This window comes from Haloarcula pelagica (genome assembly GCF_030127105.1).
Lineage (GTDB): Archaea > Halobacteriota > Halobacteria > Halobacteriales > Haloarculaceae > Haloarcula > Haloarcula pelagica.
Window position 1 is genome coordinate 1,418,469 of sequence record NZ_CP126161.1, and the last position, 18,975, is coordinate 1,437,443.

The 18,975-nt window shown below is 69.6% G+C and carries 17 protein-coding genes; 12 read left to right on the plus strand and 5 right to left on the minus strand.

The features are described 5' to 3' along the window. Window positions 1-18: 18 nt before the first annotated feature. Window positions 19-510 (minus strand): zinc ribbon domain-containing protein, encoded by a 492-nt coding sequence (locus P1L40_RS07455; RefSeq protein WP_284010700.1) that lies wholly within the window; start codon window positions 508-510, stop codon window positions 19-21. Between the two features lie 91 nt (window positions 511-601). Here P1L40_RS07455 and P1L40_RS07460 point away from each other — a divergent pair, with 91 nt between their 5' ends. From P1L40_RS07460 to P1L40_RS07470, 3 genes are all read left to right on the plus strand, one after another. Then, entirely contained in the window at window positions 602-1,222 is a 621-nt protein-coding gene (locus P1L40_RS07460) for a hypothetical protein (protein ID WP_284010701.1), read from the plus strand. A 33-nt stretch (window positions 1,223-1,255) separates the two neighbouring features. Then, window positions 1,256-2,992, plus strand: coding sequence for an excinuclease ABC subunit C (locus P1L40_RS07465; RefSeq protein WP_284010702.1), 1,737 nt, complete (start codon window positions 1,256-1,258; stop codon window positions 2,990-2,992). 682 nt (window positions 2,993-3,674) lie between these two features. Beyond that, the gene (locus P1L40_RS07470; protein ID WP_284010703.1) at window positions 3,675-4,049 is read left to right on the plus strand and encodes a metal-dependent transcriptional regulator; all 375 of its coding nucleotides are present in this window, start codon (window positions 3,675-3,677) and stop codon (window positions 4,047-4,049) included. Window positions 4,050-4,100: 51 nt separating this feature from the next. Here P1L40_RS07470 and P1L40_RS07475 read toward each other — a convergent pair whose 3' ends face one another. Further along, window positions 4,101-4,427: a NifU family protein gene (locus P1L40_RS07475; RefSeq protein ID WP_284010704.1), complete on the minus strand. Its 327-nt coding sequence runs from the start codon at window positions 4,425-4,427 to the stop codon at window positions 4,101-4,103. A gap of 266 nt (window positions 4,428-4,693) precedes the next feature. Here P1L40_RS07475 and P1L40_RS07480 point away from each other — a divergent pair, with 266 nt between their 5' ends. After that, a complete protein-coding gene (locus P1L40_RS07480) occupies window positions 4,694-5,653 on the plus strand; it encodes a M48 family metallopeptidase (RefSeq protein WP_284010705.1) in 960 nt (319 codons plus the stop codon). Here the strand turns inward: P1L40_RS07480 and P1L40_RS07485 are convergent, their stop codons facing one another. Together P1L40_RS07485 and P1L40_RS07490 are read right to left on the minus strand one after the other, a co-directional pair. Then, complete coding sequence (locus P1L40_RS07485; RefSeq protein WP_284010706.1) at window positions 5,654-6,577, minus strand: hypothetical protein; 924 nt, start codon at window positions 6,575-6,577, stop codon at window positions 5,654-5,656. A gap of 65 nt (window positions 6,578-6,642) precedes the next feature. After that, window positions 6,643-7,701 carry a lipid II:glycine glycyltransferase FemX gene (locus P1L40_RS07490; protein WP_284010707.1) on the minus strand — a complete coding sequence of 353 codons (1,059 nt, stop codon included), beginning with the start codon at window positions 7,699-7,701 and terminating at the stop codon, window positions 6,643-6,645. 104 nt (window positions 7,702-7,805) lie between these two features. On the opposite strand from P1L40_RS07490, the gene P1L40_RS07495 reads away from it, so the two are divergent. Next, a complete protein-coding gene (locus P1L40_RS07495; RefSeq protein WP_284010708.1) occupies window positions 7,806-8,804 on the plus strand; it encodes a Gfo/Idh/MocA family protein in 999 nt (332 codons plus the stop codon). Further along, window positions 8,801-9,715 carry an NAD-dependent epimerase/dehydratase family protein gene (locus tag P1L40_RS07500; RefSeq protein WP_284010709.1) on the plus strand — a complete coding sequence of 305 codons (915 nt, stop codon included), beginning with the start codon at window positions 8,801-8,803 and terminating at the stop codon, window positions 9,713-9,715. The genes P1L40_RS07495 and P1L40_RS07500 overlap by 4 nt, the downstream gene beginning before the upstream one ends. Here P1L40_RS07500 and P1L40_RS07505 read toward each other — a convergent pair whose 3' ends face one another. Further along, window positions 9,716-10,864, minus strand: coding sequence for a PQQ-dependent sugar dehydrogenase (locus P1L40_RS07505; protein ID WP_284010710.1), 1,149 nt, complete (start codon window positions 10,862-10,864; stop codon window positions 9,716-9,718). Here P1L40_RS07505 and P1L40_RS07510 point away from each other — a divergent pair. The 6 genes from P1L40_RS07510 (at window position 10,827) to P1L40_RS07535 (ending at window position 18,955) form a co-directional block, all read left to right on the plus strand. Then, entirely contained in the window at window positions 10,827-11,117 is a 291-nt protein-coding gene (locus P1L40_RS07510; RefSeq protein ID WP_284010711.1) for a hypothetical protein, read from the plus strand. The genes P1L40_RS07505 and P1L40_RS07510 overlap by 38 nt on opposite strands. 145 nt (window positions 11,118-11,262) lie before the next feature. Then, entirely contained in the window at window positions 11,263-12,423 is a 1,161-nt protein-coding gene (locus P1L40_RS07515) for a sugar phosphate nucleotidyltransferase (protein WP_284010712.1), read from the plus strand. Between the two features lie 2 nt (window positions 12,424-12,425). Beyond that, window positions 12,426-14,225, plus strand: a complete 1,800-nt coding sequence (gene glmS / locus P1L40_RS07520; RefSeq protein WP_284010713.1) for a glutamine--fructose-6-phosphate transaminase (isomerizing) — start codon at window positions 12,426-12,428, stop codon at window positions 14,223-14,225. Window positions 14,226-14,385: 160 nt separating this feature from the next. Then, window positions 14,386-16,365: a LamG domain-containing protein gene (locus tag P1L40_RS07525; RefSeq protein ID WP_284010714.1), complete on the plus strand. Its 1,980-nt coding sequence runs from the start codon at window positions 14,386-14,388 to the stop codon at window positions 16,363-16,365. Beyond that, entirely contained in the window at window positions 16,362-17,687 is a 1,326-nt protein-coding gene (locus P1L40_RS07530) for a hypothetical protein (protein ID WP_284010715.1), read from the plus strand. Before P1L40_RS07525 ends, P1L40_RS07530 begins: the two co-directional genes overlap by 4 nt. A 74-nt stretch (window positions 17,688-17,761) precedes the next feature. Continuing rightward, a complete protein-coding gene (locus tag P1L40_RS07535; RefSeq protein ID WP_284010716.1) occupies window positions 17,762-18,955 on the plus strand; it encodes a hypothetical protein in 1,194 nt (397 codons plus the stop codon). The last annotated feature ends 20 nt before the right edge of the window (window positions 18,956-18,975 follow it).

Genomic DNA, 18,975 nt, shown 5'->3' on the forward strand with positions numbered 1-18,975 from the left:
AGTTTTGATACCGCCGCGTCACCCGGCCAGCGAGGGGTCGATCCGGCGCACGACGAGGAGCACGAGCGCGGCGTAGACGATCGGCCCGAGCAGGGCGGTGATCGGCGGGACCGCGTACAACAGCGCCGAGAGCAGCCACAGCAGGAACGGTGCGAGCGCGAGCAGTTGCGCGCCGCGGGCGAGCGCGTCGGCGACGGTCGGTCGCTGGGCGCTCAGGTAGCCGATCGCGACGACGGCCGCGAGATAGAAGAACGTCAGTCCCGGCGGGGAGACGATCGGAAGCGTGACCAGCGCCACCGCGGCGATCGCCACGCCGACGGCGCCCGGCCCGTACTCGCTGGCGACGAGTTGATCGGCGATGGCGTTCCCGTCCCCGCGTGCCAGCGCCTCCGTGAGTTCGCCACTACCCGCCTCCCTGGGCTCGTCGAAGTCCTGTCCGCAGTGCATACACCAGGAGGCCGTGGCGCTGACCTTCTCGTTGCAGTGGGGACAGCGGGGATCAGTTCGCATCGTTCGAACTCAGGGGCGGTATCGTGTTAGCCGTTGTGGGTGTCTGCGGACAGGCCGAGGGTTGAAATCGGATGCCCGCGATACCGTCTGTATGCGCTGGCTGGACCGCGCGGACGACCTCCTGTTCGACGGCGAGACCGTCGAGGCCGAGGTCGCCGTCGGCGACGGCGGCGTGGTCGTCACGACCCACCGGGTCCTCGCTTTCACCCCCGATCGGGAGGGACCGAACTACCGGACGGTCGACCGGCCAAACGTCGAAGGCGTCGACCTGACGACGGGCGGGACCTGGGCGTTCCTCGAACGGGGTCTGAAGGCGCTGGTGGCCGGGGTCGTTCTGATCGCGGCGGGCCAGCTCGTCAGCCTCGACGAACTGATCGGCGGCGTCTCGCTGGACAGCGCCGGCGCGGCGGGCCAGCTCGGCATGGGCGGGATGCTTGGACTGCTCCAGTCGATGCTGACGCTGCTCGCGCAACTTGACGAACTCCTCCAGCTGTTCGGCGGGCTGGCGCTCGCGTTCGCCGCCGTCGTCCTGGGCGTCTACGCCTGGAGCCGGGAGCGACTGCTCGTCCTCACTGTCGCCGGCGGCGACGACATCGAACTGACGGCGCCGGACGACGACCGGGCACTCGATCGGTTGCGGGCCGCACTCGCACCCGGTGACGCACCGACCGATATCGACTTCGAGACCCCACCCGACGACTCGCCGGCGTGACGTTCAACTCCACGCGGCGCTAACCGGCCGTCGATGGACACTGCCGCAGTCCGGGCGCGTGCCGGTGACCTCCCCGGAGAGCCCGGTGTCTACCAGTTCGAGAACGGCGACGGCCGGGTCCTCTACGTCGGGAAGGCCGTCGACCTGCGCGAGCGGGTCCGGTCGTACGCCGACCCGCGCAGCGACCGCATCGGGGCGATGGTCGAGCGCGCCCGGACGATCGACTTCTCGGTGACCGACACCGAGACACAGGCGCTTCTCCTGGAGGCCAACCTCATCAAGCGCCACCGGCCGCCGTACAACGTCCGGCTGAAAGACGACAAGTCCTACCCCCTGGTCCAGTTGACCGACCACGCGGTCCCGCGGATCGAGGTGACCCGTGACCCGGCCGAGGGGGCAACCGTCTACGGCCCGTTCACCGACAAGGGCCGCGTCGAGGTCGTCGTGAAGGCCCTGCGTGAGACCTACGGATTGCGGGGCTGTTCCGACCACAAGTACCGGGATCGGGACCGTCCCTGTCTGGACTACGAGATGGGGATCTGTACGGCGCCGTGTACCGGCGAGATCACCGCGGCGGAGTACGCCGGCGATGTCGAGAGCGTTCGACGGTTCTTCGAGGGCGAGACCGGCGCCCTCACCGATCCGCTGCGGCGCGAGATGGAGGAAGCGGCCGCCGACCAGGCGTTCGAGCGGGCGGCGAACCTCCGTGACAAACTCGACGCCGTCGAGGCACTCGTCGGGGAGAGCGACACCGCCGTCAGCGACACTACCGCCCACGCGGCGACCGACGTGCTCGGTGCTGCCTTCGAAGGCGACACCGCGATCGTCGCCCGGCTCCACGCCGACGGCGGGAAACTCGTCGAGCGGGACCGGCACACGCTCGACGTGCCCGACGGCGAGGGACCCGACGCCGTCTACCGGGCGTTCATCCCGCAGTACTACGCCGAGCGGGAGTTCCCGGACGCGATCCTCTGTGCCGAGGACCCGGCCGACGCCGACATCGAAGCGTGGCTGGCCGAGGAGGGCGTCGACCTCCGGGTCCCGGGTGCCGGCCGCGAGGCGACGCTGGTCGACCTCGCGCTCAAGAACGCCCGCCGTCGCGGCGGTGCCGACGACGAACTCGGCGCGCTCGCCGACGCGCTCGGGATCGCCCGGCCCGAGCGCATCGAGGGGTTCGACGTGAGCCACGCTCAGGGTCGTGCGGTCGTCGGGTCGAACGTTACCTTCGTGGGCGAGAGTCCCGAGAAGGCCGACTACCGCCGGAAGAAACTCAGCGAGCGAAACGACGACTACGCCAACATGCGCGAACTCGTCCGCTGGCGGGCAACGCGGGCCGTCGAGGGCCGGGACGACCGGCCCGACCCGGACCTACTGCTGATCGACGGCGGCGACGGACAGTTGGGCGCCGCCCGCGACGCCCTGGCCGAAGTCGGCTGGGACGTGCCGGCGGTCGCACTCGCCAAAGACGAGGAACTGGTCGTCACGCCCGACGGCGTCCACGACTGGCCCGACGACGCGCCGCATCTCCACCTGCTCCAGCGGGTCCGGGACGAGGCCCACCGCTTTGCGGTCCAGTACCACCAGACGGTCCGGGACGACGTGTCGACGGCGCTCGACGACGTGCCGGGCGTCGGTCCAGCGACTCGAAAGCGGCTGCTCCGGCGCTTTGGCAGCGTCGACGGCGTCCGCTCGGCCTCGCTGGCCGAACTCCGGACGGTCGACGGCGTCGGCGAACAGACGGCCGAGACACTCCGGACGCGGCTGAACTGATTCGATATAGCGGATAGGGATATACCACCGGCTGGGGCGGTCGGACACACGATTGTGAACGCAGGCGGTGACTGCCAGCGACGACCGCGACGAGCGGATAGCCGCTGTGTACGGGCAGGCCCCTCCGGCAGTCTGCCCCTCGGCCCGGGAAACACCCGACCAGGATCGCCGTCTGCCGCGGGGCGCGCTGCCGAATCGGTTCAGCCGTCGGAACGGGATCGGTCGAGATCGTCTGTGCGGGTTAATACCACGCCTGTTCCGGTACGTCGCCGGGACGGTACTGCCGACCCCTGGTGTGTGGACCGGGGGGTCATCGCTGCGAGTCGCCCCGCTCCACGATGACTGGAGAGCGTGCGCGCAGTCACGACACGTCCGGGAAGCGTCGGTCCCTGACTCGCCGCTGGGAACCCGGTACTCGCGTATCGACCGTACCGGCTGTGGGTTGATTCGAGTCGGGACAGCGTGCTGCCGCCGGTCTGTAGGAGTTCGCTGTTCGACCCCGGCCACAGTCATAAACCAGTGACCGCGATACGAAATCCGATTGGACGGCCTGCGTGTGGCGGGCAGCGCGTGGGTGTGTTCCTGTTCTTTTCGGTCTGCCTAAAATCCGGAACTGTTTTATTCTATTAGGCAGGCCTAAAACCATGGATAGCGCCGGGACACCGCCGCCGACGTACCATCGATGACACAGGCCTCGCAGTACCTGCTCGCGCTCTACATCGCACAACACCGAGCGGAACCGCCGATCTCGTCCGGGACCGTCGCGGAACTGCTCGATCGGTCCAGCGCGACGACATCGGAGACGTTCCAGCGGCTGGCCGAGCGCGGGCTCGTCAGCTACGAACCGTACGAGGGGGCAACACTCACCGAGGCAGGCTGGGAGCAGGCCGCCCAACTCCACGAGACGTACGTGACGCTGTCGTGGTTCTTCCGCGATGCGTTGGAGCTGGCGGAACACGAGCGAGAAGCGATGCGTCTCGCCAGCGATGTCAGTTCGACGGTGAGCGAGCAGTTGGCGACTGCACTCCTGGGCGACGACCTCGGCGACGGTGAGTGAGCGCCGCGGAGACGCGGCCGATCCTGAACCGGGCAGTCGCGTCGCCCCGCATCAGAACGGCGGGCTGTAGTCCTCGTACTCGTCCATCCCTTCCATCTCGTCGGTCTTCGACGGCATCACGGCGGCGCGTGGCCCGCCGGCGCGGACGACCTCGACATCGTCCAGCCCGTCGACGCTCTCCGGGAGCCGCTGTTCGATCGCTTTCATCGTCATCGGGGCGATGCCACAGCCCGAGCAGGCCCCGCCGATGGCGACGGTGGCCGTCCCGGCCGCTTCGTCGACATCGCGCACTTCGAAGGAGCCGCCGTGTTGCTGGATCTGTGGCACGTTGTTACTGAGATAGTTCCGCGTCTGTCGTTCGAGACCTTCTGCGCTCATTGCACTCGACGAGTAGTGCCGAAATATAATAAAACTGATTGATTAGGAGTGCCTAAAAGCGAGCGAAATAGACACTATAGAGGTGTTTTAGGTGGCACTAACTCTTCGATAGACAGTTTCCTGTTACTTTTCGCATGGCCTAAACCATCGGTGGTCGTGGTGTCCAGGCGACTGTTCCCGGGGCGCCGGTCGCGGGACAGCGACTGGCCTGCGCTGTCGGTCACCCCGATCGAAGCGGTTTCGACGGTCGGGGGCGAACACTCGGTATGGGAGTCGGCCGTCGCGCGCTACTGGTGGGTCTGGGTCTCTCGTCGCTCGTCGCCTGTCTCCTGACCGCCTGGGTGGGCTACCGGCTGCTCGTCGCGCTCTGGCGGGTGCGCCCGTCGCCGGCGGTCACGGCGGCCACCGTCGTCGGGACCGCGTTCCTGTTCGGACTGGTGAGCTACTGGGCCGGGACGGCACAGCTCAAACGCTCGCTCGACGCCGTCGAGTTACCCCCCTCGCGCGCACCGGGGACCTACCAGCGGCTGGAGCGGTTGCTCTCGGTGATGGACGTACAGCGGCCACAGCTGTTGATCGCGCGGTTACCGGTGCCAAACGCCTTCGCCGTCGGCGGCCCGGGTGCGGCGATCGTCGTCGACCGCCGGCTCTTCGGGTATCTGTCCGGGGACGAACTGGAAGCGCTGCTCGCACACGAACTCGCGCACCTGGAGAGCCGTGACGCGCTCGTCCAGACACTCGCCTACAGCCTCACCCATACCCTCGTCGGGCTGGTGAGTCTCGCCGTGTTGCCCCTCGTTCTGCTGACCGGCGGGGTCGCCCGGGCGGTGGCGCTCCTCAGGGGAACCCCGGACGAGTGGTCCCGTTCGTGGTTCGCCCGGACACAGCGGAGCGCGCTGTATCTCGTCGGCCTGCTGGGGGTCGCGGTGACCCTGCTCGTCCTGGCCTACTCCCGGCGTCGCGAGTGGGCCGCCGACGACCGAGCCGTCGAGGTGACCGGGAACCCGCTGGCGCTGGCTCGCGCGCTCCGGAAGATCGAACGGGCCGCGACACCGGAGCTGGGGCCGCTGACGCCGCTGTACGTCCACGGCGACGACGAGAACCCGCTGTCACAACTGCTGTCGACCCATCCGCCGGTCGACGACCGGATCGAGCGGCTCCGCGAACGGGCCACTCGGGAGTCGACGCCGCGGTGGACGAGCGATCCCCCATCACGCTACCGGTAGCTACTCCCGGAGCAGATCGGCGAGCGTCTCCCGGAGTTCGGTGCTGCCGGGACTCTGTGGGACCTGCCCGAGGATGTCCGCCCGGAGCCGATCGAGCGCCACCGAGAGCGGGAGCGCGTCGAGTTGCGCGCCGTATTTCAGCGCGAGCCGCGGCGAGACATCGAACAGCAGTTCGCGTTTGCCGATCACCGAGTGGGTGATCGACAGCGCGTCGACGGCGGCGCCGACGAACTGCTCGCTGTCGGGGGTGTCCGGGATCGTCGCGAACAGGAACGACTCCAGTTTCGCCTCCCGCTCGTGGATCGCGGGCGGGTCGGCGAGGAAGGTGGTCCCGTCGGGCTGTTCGGGGAGCATACTCGGCCGGGGGGCATACGAGAGGACGGCACCGGTGTGTGGGGTCGTCGCGGCCGGGAGCGGCGATGCGAGGCGTTTCGAGGGCTGGGTGTCGGTGAACACGACGACGGCGTTGGCCGCCTCACCGTCGACTGGATCGCGCCCGTCCGGGACCTGCCGTTCGGGCTGGCGGAAGCCCCGCCGGAGTGCCTCCCGGAGCGTTCCCGGCACCGGACCGGTGTCACCGCGGAGTTCGAGGTGGACGACGACCGGCCCGTCCGCACTCTCCCGGAGCACCTCCCACAGCGTCGGGACCGCGTCCCGAGCCATCGCGGAGAGCTGATAGCAGGGACAGTTCCGCTCCGTCGCCAGCAGGCGGGCGAGCGTCGCCCCGCGCCACCCGGTGAGGTCGGCGACGTACAGCCAGGGGAGCGCCTCGATCGGCCCCACTGCGGCGTCGCCGGCGTTGTCGAGACTCGCGGGCACCAACTCCAGGTACGCCTCGATCGTGTCCCGCTCCGTGGCGAAGTAGTCACCGGCAGCGACCGGGAGCGTCGGATCGACGCGGCAGTGTGGCGGGACCGAACTCATTGACACCGTTTGGTCCCCGCAGGTGAAAACGGTGGCGAGTGGGGGTTCGCCCGCGACTCACCGCCTCAGCGGCCGGTGAGTCGCGCCAGCGGCCGCCGGACCCGGTCGACGATCCCCTCGCCGCCCAGAACCGAGAGGAGCCGACCGGCCCGCGAGCCGATCCGCTCCCAGCGGACCGTCGCCACCGGTTCGCCGCCGAACGCCGACTTGAACGCGTAGGTCCCGTCGTCGAAATCCGGCGTGGTATCGCCGTAGTTGCAGGTGGTCAATCCCCGGTCGATCCCCCACTGGACCGCCCCGCGGTAGAGGACTTCCGAGGGGTAATACCGGAACATCTCGGGGTCGTAGGCCGGAAAGAGCAGATAGAGGCAGTCGCGTTCGTGCCCGACGACCGCGAGCAACTCGCCGGCCGACTCGCCGTCGACGCGCGCCGAGAACAGTTTGATCCGGTCGCCGATCGTCGTCAGGAGCGCCTGGAGGAACGCCCGGGAGGTCCCGTCCCCGTCGATGCGGTCCATGTGGGTGTCGTGCGCGTGGGCGAACGACCGGAGCGCCGTCTCGGTGACCGGGACTTCCGTCGCCGTGACGCCCATCTCGTCGGCCTTCCGGAGGTTCCGGCGCTTCTTCTGGCTCAGGTCGGCGGCGACGGCGTCCCACGCCCGGTCGATGTCGAGTTCGAACTGGCAGTCACGGACCGACGGGACGTACCCCCGGGCCTGGAGCCGTGTGGCGTACCGGAGTGACTCTGGGGAGGCGGGCTTGAGCAGGTGGCCGATCGTCCGGCCGCCGGTCGCGGCGGCCATCTCGTCGGCGATCGCCCCGAAGACGGCCGCCTCGTCGGTGGCGACGAGCGCGCCGTTCGAGCCGGGGACGGCCGGCCCGAGAAAGCGAACCGGTGTCCCCGGCAGCGGCCGGACGAACGCGGGATGGACACCCACGAGCGTGCCGTTCTTGCGAACCTGGACGTGGTGGCCGGTCCATCCGGTCGCCCGCTCGGTCGCCAGCAGCCACTCGTAGCGCTCGAAGACGCTGCCGGTGCGGGACTGCTGGGCGACGATCGCGTTCCACTCCCCCTGTTTCACCTCGGTGATCGACCGATGGGCCGAGGTCGTGAGATCGGTCATCGCCGGACCTTCACGCCCGGCACTCGTAACTGTACGCCCCCGAACGCGGCGTGATAGGCCGGCCCTACCGTGGGTTTATCCCCGCGCCCGCCGAGAGAGCCACCATGACGACACTGGCTGTCGGGGTGGTCGGCGCCGGCTGGATGGCGACCGACTACCACATCCCTGCCTTCGAGAGCCACCCGCGGACCCGGGTGGTCGCCGTCGCCGAGCGGGACGAGGAACGCCGGAGTGCGGTCGGCGAGGAGTTCTCTCTGCCGAGCTACCCGGACGTGACGACGATGCTGGCCGAGACGGACCTGGACGTGGTCTCGATCTGTACGCCGCCGGCGACCCACGAGCCGATCTTCCTGTCGGCCGTCGAGGCCGGCTGTCACGTCCTCTGTGAGAAGCCGCTGACGACGGACGCCGAGAGCGCCCGCCGGATGCGCGACGCCGCCCACGAACGCGGCGTCGTCACGCAGGTGGGCTATCTCAACCGCTACTACGCGAACTATCAGCGGGCGCTGACGATCCTCTCGAACGCGCTGCTTGGCGATCTCGTCGAGGTGTCGGTCGCCAACCACTCCGCGGCGCCCGGACAGGGCTGGTACTACGACCCGTCTGTCTCCGGCGGCGGCGTCGCTCGCGATCTGTTCCCCCACACGCTCGACGTGGTCCTGGAACTGTTCGAGGACGCGCCGACCGTGACCGACGCCAGCGTCCGCCACCTCCGGGACCGCCCGGTCGAGGACGCCGCCCGGCTATCGCTGTCGTTTTCGGGCGTCCCCGCCGAGTTCTCGGCGACCTGGACACAGACCGACGGCGTCTCGCGGTTCCTCGTCGTCGGCACCGAGGGGTGGCTGGAGATCACGCCCGATCGGCTGTCGGGCGACATCCACGGCCGCCCCCTGGAGTTCGAACACGGGGAACTCCCGATCGTCGACATCGGCGTCGCCGACCTCTACCCGGCCGGGACCGAGGCGCCACACACCGCCCGCATCCACGACTTCGCGGACCACGCCGCCGCCGGCGACACCGACACGGCCGCCCCGGTCGACCGGGGGGTCGAAATCGCCGAGATCCTCGACGCGGCCTACGAGCAGGCAGGGGTGCAGCGATGACGGTGCTCGTCACCGGCGCGACCGGCTTCATCGGCCTGAACCTCCTGCACGCGATGGCAGCCGAGGACGTGGCCGCGCTCGTCAGGCCCGGCGCCTCGACCGCCCGGCTTCCCGACGGCGTGACCGTCGTCGAGGGGAGCCTCACCGACGACTCGCTGGCGGTGGCGGCGACCGACCCCGACGCCGTCGTCCACCTCGCGGCCGCGACCTACGCCGAGTCCGAGATGGACGCGACCAACGTCGGCGGAACCGAGCGACTGGTCGCGGCGGCGGCCGACCACGGCGTCGATCGGATCGTCTTCCTCAGCACGATCGGCGCCCACCCGGAGGTGCCAAGCGACCCGAACTCGACGTACCAGCAGTCGAAGGTCGCCGCCGAGGAACTGCTGTTCCGGCGGGATCACCCGTTCGATGTCTCGGTGCTGTATCCGACCTACATCCTCGGGCCCCTGGACTACCGGCTGGCCCGCTACGACCTGGTGCGCCCGATCGCGTCCAACCGGGTGCTGGTCCCGCCGCTGTACACCCACGACAAGTACAACATCGTCCACGTCGACGACGTGGTCCGCACGATCGAGCACTGCCTCTCGACGGGCGCCGACGGGCGCCACCTCGTGACGGGGCCGAACCTCACGACCGGGCAGGTGCTCGGGACGATCGCTCGCCACGCGCCGGGTCAGTGTCGGGTCGTGAACGTCCCCTTCGGCGTCACGCGCTGGGTCGTCAAGCCGACGCTCGACGCGCTCTATCGCGTCGGCGTCTCGCCGGTTCCCGGGGAGGGGTTCCTCGAACGGGGGGACTTCGGGACGGTCCGCTCGGCCCTCACCGAGCGGGCGCCGGTCCGCCAGCGCTCCTGGCAGGCCGCCCTCACCGAGACCGTCGACTGGTACGAGTCGGTCGGGCTGGTGTAGTCAGGCCGGCGTCAGCCGGTAGACGACGCCCTGCTGCTGTGAGAGCGGCCCCTCGGACAGCGCCGCTGTCGTCCCCAGCACGTAGCTCTCGTCGCCGTCGACGCCGAGCGAGAGGATCTGTATCCCCAGCGTGTCGCGGTCGGCGAACTGGACCTCCCGGACCGGCCAGCGACCCGACTCCTGTGGGGTCGCGACGAGCAACCGCCCGGCTGGATCGGTAAAGGAACGTGTGAAGACGCCAAAGAGGTACTCGTCCCGGATCGCGTCGATCGGCCCGGTGTGGACGTGGCCGCCGATGACGGCGAAGCCGACGGCGTCGCCGGCCTCGGTGAAGTGCGGAAATTCGAGCACCGGGTCGACGAGCGGTTCGCCGCGGTCGGACTGGACGACACACTCGCCCTCGTCGCTGGTCCCGACCTGTGGGTCGTGGCAGTGAAACCCCTCCTTGAGCGGCCAGCCGTAGTTGCCGCCCCGCTCGATGACGTTGACCTCCTCCCAGGTCGCCTGGCCGACATCGCCGACGATCAGGCGGTCGCCGCTGAAGGCCATCTTCCAGGGGTTGCGCAACCCCCAGGCGTAGTGTTCGTCGAGCCCCTCGCTCCCGACGAGGGGGTTGTCCGCCGGGATCCCGTACGGCTTGCCGTCGGTCCGGCTGTCGACATCGAGCCGGAGGATGCTCCCCTTGAAGTTGTCCGTGATGTCCTGGCCGTTGAACGGGTTCAGCCCGTCGCCAAGCGCCGCGTAGAGGTAGCCGTCGGGACCGAACTCGATGGTCCCGGCCTGGTGGAGCGGGCGGTACCACGGCAGGTCGAGCAGCACGCGCTCGCTTTCGGGGTCGGCCCGCGTACCGTCCGCGGTCGCGGTGAACTCCGAGAGCCGTTCGCGGTGGTCGAGTTCGTCGTCGTCGGGCGGCGCGCTGTAGCGGACGTAGAACCGGCGGTTCTGTGCGAACTCGGGGTGAAAGGCCAGCCCGAGCAGCCCGCGTTCGTCGTAGGCGACCCAGTTCGGGAGGTTCTGCCCGACGGCGACGAGCCGGTCGGTCAGGTCCAGAAACGGCTCCGGGTCCAGACCGTCGGGGCCGTGGACGTAGATCCGGCCGATCTGGTCGACGATGAACCGGCGGTCGGTGCCGTCGTCGGCGGTCGCCATCGAACTCGGGGAGACGAGGCCGGTCGCGACCGTCTCGACGGCCACTGTCGGCCCGGGCTCGAAGTACGGGTCCGGCTCGTCGACGGTCGTCGGCGGGGCCGTCGGCGTCGCGGTGGGGGTCGGTCGGCGTCTCGTCGCCCGGGTCGACGCGGTTGCGCCGGTCGAACGAACAGCCGGCGAGGGCCCCCGCGCCGGCGACAGCCAGCGACGCCAGAAACGAACGCCGGGAGCGTGTACCCCCGGGAAAGGATAGATTATCGTCTGCATCGTCCATAGGCCCTGGACGGCGGGACGGTAGTTAAACGGTTTGTCGTCCCCTACTTCCCTCCCCGGCGCGCAGGAATCTATTTGCCCTCCGGAGTCGTCAGGTAACGCATGATTACCGGGAGGAAACAGCCGTGCAGACAGTGATTCTCGCCGCAGGGGAGGGCCGAAGGCTCGGCCCGTTGACCGACGGGCGGCCGAAACCGATGGTCCCGGTGGGGAACCGACCGATCTTGGAGTCCGTCCTCGATGCGGCGATCGACGCCGGTGCCGGGGAGGTCGTCCTCGTCGTCGGCCACTGCCGGGAGCGGATCCAGAACCACTTCGGCGACGGTGACGGCTGGGGCGTCCCGATCAGCTACGTCGTCCAGGACCACCAGCTCGGGGCCGCACACGCGCTCTCGCAGGTCGCCGAGAGGGTCGATGGTCCGTTCGTGACGCTCCACGGCGATCAGCTCGTCGACCCCGAACTGGTGGCGCGGCTCGTCGATCGGTACGAGGCGACCGCACAGTCGACCATCGCCGTCGTCCAGTCGGACCGGCCGACCGAGTACGGCGCCGTCGATGTCGACGGGGAACGGGTCCGGAGCGTCTCGGCGACACCGACGGAGGAGCCGCCGTTCCTGGTCAACGCGGGGGCCTACGTCTTCGACGAGGCCGTCTTCGCGGCCATCGACGCCGCGGAACCGCGCGAGACGCGGGAGTTCGGGATGGCGACGATGCTCCAGCGGCTCGCCGACGACGGCGCGCTCTCGGCGGTGGTCCACCGGGGGCCATGGCGCGACGTGACCCACCCGTGGGACCTGCTGGCGACGAACGCCCAACTCCTCCACGAGCGGGCGACCGAACAGCCCCCCGAGGGCGTCGACGGGACGGCGGCCGTCGCGGACGATGTCGCCCTGGACGGGACGGTCGCCGTCGGGCCGAACGCGTCGCTGTTGCCCGGGACGGCCCTGGGCCGGAACGTCCGGGTCGGCGCGAACGCGACGCTGGCGAACTGCATCGTCATGGCCGGGGCGCGGATCGGCGACGGCGCGGTCCTGCACGACTGCATCGTCGGCGAGTCCGTCGAGATCGGCCCCAACGTCACCGTCGAGGGCGGGCCGGCCCGGGTGGTGGCGACGGACGCGGTCTACGACGACGTGGAGTTCGGCGGGCTGTTCGCCGACCGGGCGCGTCTCCGGGGCGGCGTGACCGTCGCGCCGGGGACGGTCGTCGGCCGCGACGCGACCGCGGACTCGGGGACGGTACTGCGCGGTGAGATCGGATCGGGCGAGACGGTTCGGAGAGGGTAACAATGTGTGGAATCATCGGCTACATCGGCGAGGCGGTCGCACAGCCACGGCTCGTGTCGGGCCTGCAGAACCTGGAGTACCGCGGGTACGACTCGGCGGGGATCGCTCTCGTCGACGACGACCTCGCGGTGTTCAAACGGACGGGCCTGATCGGTGACCTGGCACTGCCCGAAGACAGCGACCAGACCTGCGGGATCGGACACACCCGCTGGAGCACCCACGGGAAACCGACGGACGCGAACGCCCACCCCCACACCGACTGTTCGGGGCGGGTCGCCGTCGTCCACAACGGGATCATCGGGAACTACGACGACCTCCGGACGGAGCTGTCCGAGCACACGTTCCGCAGCGAGACCGACACCGAGGTCGTCGCCCACCTCGTCGAGGAGCAACTGGCGACGACCGACGACCTCCGGGCGGCGGTCGCCGCGGTCCTCGACCGCATCGAGGGCAGCTACGCGCTGGGCGTCGTCGCGGCCGGCTACGACGGCATCGTGGCGGCCCGACAGAACAGCCCCCTGGTCGTCGGTCACGGCGGCGACGGGACCTTCATCGCCAGCGACGTGACGCCGCTGCTTGAACACACCCGCGAGGTGTCGTATCTCGAAGACGGCGACGTGGCGCTGTTGACCGGCACCGAAGTCACCGTCTGGAACGACGGCGCTGTCGTCGAACGGCCCACCCAGACGATCCAGTGGGACGCCGACGCCGCCGAGAAGGGCGGCTACGCCCACTACATGCTCAAGGAGATCCACGAGCAGCCACAGGCGCTCCGGCAGGCTATCGCCGGCCGCCTCGACCCGGTCGAAGGCAGCGTCGACCTCGATCTGTCGCTGTCTCCGGCGTTCCTCTCGGGCCTCGACGAGATCCAGTTGGTCGCCTGTGGGACCTCCTATCACGCCTGTCTGTACGGGAAACAGCTCCTCGAACTGCTCGCGGACGTGCGAGTGACCGTCGAGGTCGCCAGCGAGTACACCGTCGGGCGCGGCCGGACACCCGGGCGGACGCTCGTCGTCGGCGTGAGCCAGAGCGGGGAGACCGCGGACACGCTCCGGGCGCTGCGGATGGCCGACCGGACCGGCATCCGGACGCTTGGCGTGACCAACACCGTCGGGAGCACCATCGCCCGCGAGTGCGACGACGCGCTGTACATCCAGGCCGGCCCCGAGATCGGCGTCGCGGCGACCAAGACGTTCGCTTCACAGGTCGTGACCCTCGCGCTGCTTTCGGTCGCGGTGGCGGACGCGCGCGGCGAACTCGACCCCTCGCAGGCCCGGACGCTGCTGGAACACGTCGAGGCGCTCCCGGGCGCGGTCCAGCAGGTCCTCGACAGGGAGAGCGCGGTGATCGAGCTAGCCGAAGCGTACGCGGGCGGGGACGCGTTCTTCTTCATCGGCCGGCGGATGGGCTGTCCGGTCGCGCTGGAGGGGGCGCTCAAACTCAAGGAGATCTCCTACGACCACGCCGAGGGGTTCCCCGCGGGCGAACTCAAGCACGGGCCGCTGGCGCTGGTCACCGAGGGGACGCCGGTGCTGGCGGTCGTCACCGACGGCGCCCGGCCCGAGGAGACCCACAACAACGTCAAGGAGGTCCAGTCCCGCGGCGCGCCGGTCATCGCGCTGGTCTCGGAGGCGGCCGGCGTCGAGGAGTTCGAGGTCGGGTTCCCGGTGCCCGCGCTCGGCGTCCTGGAACCGCTCGTCGCGAACGTCTACCTCCAGTTGTTCGCCTACCACGTCGCGAACGTCAAGGAGCGTCCGATCGACAAACCGCGTAATCTCGCGAAGAGCGTTACCGTCGAGTAAGCGTCCGTTACTCCGATTCTGACCGGAATCCGAACCCTGAGCGACGGTTGGATCCGGCGAAAGTGTCGACATTCGTAGTACAACAGGCAGTTAATTCCGGTTCTACGTGATACGAACCTGGTAGAAAGGGTCATATTTGCCGCTAGCAAACGTGGCGACGATGGGAGGAGAACCCCCACCAGACGACGACGAGGCGGAACATACGGAGCTGTCACGGAGAAAGATACTCAAACTGACAGGTCTGAGTGCAGCGGCGCTGCCGTCGGTCGCGGGCTGTCTGAGTACCGAGGGGCCGACCACGGCACGACTGGGCTACGGTGGTGTCCCGCTGGCGGTGCCAGTGACGGCGACCGGCGCCGTGGTCGCCCCGTCGCTGCCGTCGCTGGTCGGTCCCGACGACGGTCTGGTCGGATACTGGCCGCTCGATGGGACGGGATCGACGGCGACCGACGCCGTCGGCGGCAACGACGGCGCGCTCCGGGGGACGCCGGTCCAGGGCGTCGCGGGCGTCTACGGCTCGACGGCCTACTCGTTCGGCCCCGGTGACGGCGACTACGTCGAGGTGGCCGACGCCGCGACGCTTCGCCCGACCGAACTCTCCGTCGCCGGATGGTACCGGACCACGAGCGGGAAGACGGGCCAGACGATCGTCCAGAAGGCCGACGCGCGCTTTGGCGACACCGGCTACGCAATCGAGGTCCAGACGGACAACAGCATCCGCGCCCACGTCGGCGTCGAGAGCGGACAGGCCGCGGTCAATCCCTGGGGCTACGCCACCCACGACGACCAGTGGCACCACGTCTGTCTCACCTGGGACGGGGAGACGCTCCGTTGTTACCTCGACGGCGCGGCGGTCGCCCAGGACAGTTCCCAGTCGGGCGCCGTCGTCGGCTCCGAGCGGTCGCTGTTCATCGGTCGCGGGGACAACGGCTACACCTCCTCCTACGCTATGGACGGCCGCATCGACGACGTACGGGTGTACGAGCGGGCGCTCGCGGCCGCCGAAGTCGAAGGGTTGTACGAGGGCGTATCGGAGACGCCGACGGCGACACCCACGCCAACGCCGACACCTACTCCAACACCCACACCCACGCCGACTGCGACACCAACACCAACGCCGACCCCGACACCCACGCCGACGCCGACCCCGACACCCACGCCGACGCCGACCCCGACACCCACGCCGACTGCGACACCCACACCAACACCAACGCCGACTCCAACACCCACACCCACGCCAACCCCGACTCCGACACCGACCTCGACGCTCCCGTCGCCGGTGGCTCACTGGCGCTTCGAGGAGACCGATGGGGCTGTCGTCGCCGACGACGTGGGCGGCAACGACGGCCAGGTCCGTGGGACGCCCGATCTGGCCGTGTCCGGGCGGGTCGGCGCGTCGGCGATCGAGTTCGGTGCCGGCGACGGCGACTCCGTCGAGGTGGCCGACGACGCGGCGCTGCGCCCGGCTGAACTCTCCGTCGCCGGGTGGTATCGGACCACGAGCGGGCAGTCGAGCCAGACCGTCCTCCAGAAGGGCGTCCCGCGCTTCGGGAACCCCGGATACAGCCTCGACGTACAGACGAGCAACAGTCTTCGGGCGGCCGTCCTCGTCGAGAGCGGGCAGGCCACGGTCAACCCCTGGGGCTACGCCACCCACGACGGCCAGTGGCACCACCTCTGTCTCACCTGGGACGGAACCGACCTCGTCCTGTACCTCGACGGCGAGGAAGTGGGCCGCGACGCCAGCCAGGCTGGGTCGGTCGTCCACGACTCGCGCTCGCTGTCGATCGGCCGCGGGGACAACGGCTACACCTCCTACTACGCCATGGACGGCCGCGTCGACGACGTGCGGGTGTACGACGTGGCCCTGACCCCCACCCAGGTGGAGGCGGTCGTCGACGGCGAGAACGCGGCACCCACGCCGACCCCGACGCCCACACTGACCCCGACGCCGACACCAACGCCCACTGAGACGGCCACGCCGACGCCAACGCCCACCGAGACGGCGACTGCGACGCCGACACCCACATCAACACCCACTCCCACCGAGACGGCGACTCCCACCCCGATCCCGAACGACGAGTTCGGTGAGCGTGGCTACGGACGCTACGGTTACGGCGGGATCGATCCAGACCAATGACAGACAACCATCAGTACGAGACGCCGCCGGCGGGGACGCTGGACTGGCACGAACCGTTGAACAGGAACTTCGAACGCATCGACACGGATGTCGAGATCCGCGACACCGACGCCAACCGCTCGAACTACGTCGCCAAGTCCGGCGCGAAGTTCCTCGCGACCGACACCGGCGCCGTCTACATCGGCGACGGCGGAAGCTGGGTCCAACTCGGCACTATCGGCGCCGCGAGCGGCGGCTCGGGCGGTACCGACATCGGGGCGGAACTCGTCGCCGGGAACATCGTCGTCCTGGCCCGGACCCTCTCGGCGCCACAGGTCATCACGCCGTCGGAGACGAACACGCCGGTCCAGGACGCCTACGACCTCCTGGGCGCCAACGACGGGGGCGAGATCCGCCTCCCGCCGGGTCGGATCTCGACGCCGGGGAACATCCGGCCCTACGAGAACACGACGATGACCGGGTTCGGCGTCGAGGTGACCGAACTCGACATCACCGAGCAGACGGCCGACGGCATCCTGTTCGACCGCGACAGTGGGACGCCCGATGTGAAACTCAGCGAGTTCGCGCTGAACGGTCCCGGCGGCACCGATCCGACCGGCGTCGCCATGCACCACACCAACCGGGACACGATGAACCTCCGCGTCGGGCGACTCCTGTTCTGGGGCTGGAACAACTCGATCTATCGCGTCGACCAGGGCGTCGGCCCGTTCCAGTGTCGCCACGAGCAACTGATCGTCTACGACTGTGACGCCGGCGCCGAGGACGGCCTCCTCGAGTTCCGGTCGTACTACGGCCCGGCCAACTGGTTCGGCACCGTCGCCGTCTACCCGATCCCGGATTCGAGCGGGCAGAACTCGACGGTGTTCTTCTCCCGGGGCGGGACACAGAGCGTCGACTACCTGACGATGGGCGGGTCGACGGGCTACGCCATCGACCAGACCTGGGACAGCGTCATCGAGTTCGGCAACGTCCACTACGAACCGGTCGGCCAGGTCGCGGAGTCGCCCGCCATCATCCGCCTGCGAGGGCACGGGACGGCCGCGATCGACACGGTCAAACACGTCACCGGGACGCCGGACTACGTCTACGAACTGGGGTACGACGCCTACCTCGGGAACAGCCCCGACCGGAAGGTACTGGGGCCGTACATCGAACTGGGTCAGGAGGCCGGACTCGGCCAGAACATCGTCAACCTCGCACACCCGGTCGACCCCGCGGCGCCGTCGCTGTACCAGGGTTCTCCCGACGACGTGACCGTCACCCACGGCGAGGGCAGCACCGGCGGCTTCCGTGCGCTCGGAACCGCCGGAACCGGGTTCTGAGCGGCGTTGTTGGCCGGCGTCCCCCTCCCAATCGGGGCCGGTGAGGATATGTCGACCGCCGCACAAGGGGTGCTATGACTCGCGATCCGGCCGGAGACGACGGCCCTGGCGTCTCGCGGCGGGACTACCTGCTCGGCGCCGGTATGGTTGGGCTCACCGCGGTGGCTGGCTGTGTCGGGCTCGGTGGGAGGAGTGACGACATCACGACGGCGCTGCTCTCCGGGACGGTAGTCGTCCTCGCGGCCGACGCCGAGGAACCGACCCTCGTCGACCCCGCCGAGACGACGACCCCGGTCGGCGACGCCGTCGGAACGCTCGGCGAGGCCGGCGGAACGGTCTGTCTCCCGCCGGGGCGGGTCCGGGACGAGGGGCCGATCAGACTCCGCTCGAACACCGCCATCGTCGGGTTCGGCCCGGATGTCTCCGAGGTCGACATCACGACGCCCGACACCGACGGCCTGGTCTTTGCCGACCCGGAGGGGCTGGACCGCGTGCTGTTGGACCAGTTCGCGCTCAACGGGCCGGGGCTCGACACCGACTCCGGCGTCGCTCTCCACCACCGCGAGGGCGACACACAGGAGTTGATCGTCGGCCACCTCCTGCTGTGGGGCTGGAACAACGCCGTCTACCGGGTCGACCAGAACGTCGGTCCGTTCCAGTGCCGGCACCGACAGCTGACCGTCTACGAGTGCGACGCCGGCGCCGAGGACGGCCTCTTGGACTTTGGCTCCTACTACGGCCCCGCCAACTGGTTCGGCACCGTCGCCGTCTACCCCCGGTCGGGCCACAGCGGGACCGACTCGACGGTGCTGTTCACCCGCGGCGGCAGCCAGCGGATCGAGTACCTCACGATGGGCGGGACCGCCGGGACCGCCGTCCGCCAGACCGGCGACGCCAACCTCCGGGTCGATCACGTCCACTGGGAACCCCACGAGGCCGAGACGGTCCCGCCGGCCATCGTCGACCTGGCCGGCGGCCGCCCGGCCCACGTCGGGACGCTCAAACACGTCACGGGGACCGCCGCGTTCGCCTACCGGATCGGCGCCGACGAGTTCGGGGGTACCGACCCGGCACAGAAGTTCCTCGGCCCGTACGACCCCGCCGGCGAGTCGCCGGCGCTCACCCGCACCGTCGTCGAACTGGCCGCACCGGGCGATCCGGCGCGCCCGTCGTTCTACCTCGGGACGGCGGAGGATGTCACGGTCACCCACGACGCGGACGGCGTCGGCGGCCTCAGAGCGCTGGGTGACGCCGGGACCGGTCTCTGAGCGCGCCGGAAAGGCTATGC

Coding starts and splice junctions, on each gene's coding strand:
- P1L40_RS07505 (WP_284010710.1), bottom strand. CDS start 10,864: ATGGCGACCGCCGACGACGGCACCGACCGCCGGTTCATCGTCGACCAG.
- P1L40_RS07455 (WP_284010700.1), bottom strand. CDS start 510: ATGCGAACTGATCCCCGCTGTCCCCACTGCAACGAGAAGGTCAGCGCC.
- P1L40_RS07465 (WP_284010702.1), top strand. CDS start 1,256: ATGGACACTGCCGCAGTCCGGGCGCGTGCCGGTGACCTCCCCGGAGAG.
- glmS (WP_284010713.1), top strand. CDS start 12,426: ATGTGTGGAATCATCGGCTACATCGGCGAGGCGGTCGCACAGCCACGG.
- P1L40_RS07495 (WP_284010708.1), top strand. CDS start 7,806: ATGACGACACTGGCTGTCGGGGTGGTCGGCGCCGGCTGGATGGCGACC.
- P1L40_RS07485 (WP_284010706.1), bottom strand. CDS start 6,577: ATGAGTTCGGTCCCGCCACACTGCCGCGTCGATCCGACGCTCCCGGTC.
- P1L40_RS07475 (WP_284010704.1), bottom strand. CDS start 4,427: ATGAGCGCAGAAGGTCTCGAACGACAGACGCGGAACTATCTCAGTAAC.
- P1L40_RS07535 (WP_284010716.1), top strand. CDS start 17,762: ATGACTCGCGATCCGGCCGGAGACGACGGCCCTGGCGTCTCGCGGCGG.
- P1L40_RS07480 (WP_284010705.1), top strand. CDS start 4,694: ATGGGAGTCGGCCGTCGCGCGCTACTGGTGGGTCTGGGTCTCTCGTCG.
- P1L40_RS07470 (WP_284010703.1), top strand. CDS start 3,675: ATGACACAGGCCTCGCAGTACCTGCTCGCGCTCTACATCGCACAACAC.
- P1L40_RS07530 (WP_284010715.1), top strand. CDS start 16,362: ATGACAGACAACCATCAGTACGAGACGCCGCCGGCGGGGACGCTGGAC.
- P1L40_RS07525 (WP_284010714.1), top strand. CDS start 14,386: ATGGGAGGAGAACCCCCACCAGACGACGACGAGGCGGAACATACGGAG.
- P1L40_RS07460 (WP_284010701.1), top strand. CDS start 602: ATGCGCTGGCTGGACCGCGCGGACGACCTCCTGTTCGACGGCGAGACC.
- P1L40_RS07500 (WP_284010709.1), top strand. CDS start 8,801: ATGACGGTGCTCGTCACCGGCGCGACCGGCTTCATCGGCCTGAACCTC.
- P1L40_RS07490 (WP_284010707.1), bottom strand. CDS start 7,701: ATGACCGATCTCACGACCTCGGCCCATCGGTCGATCACCGAGGTGAAA.
- P1L40_RS07510 (WP_284010711.1), top strand. CDS start 10,827: ATGAACCGGCGGTCGGTGCCGTCGTCGGCGGTCGCCATCGAACTCGGG.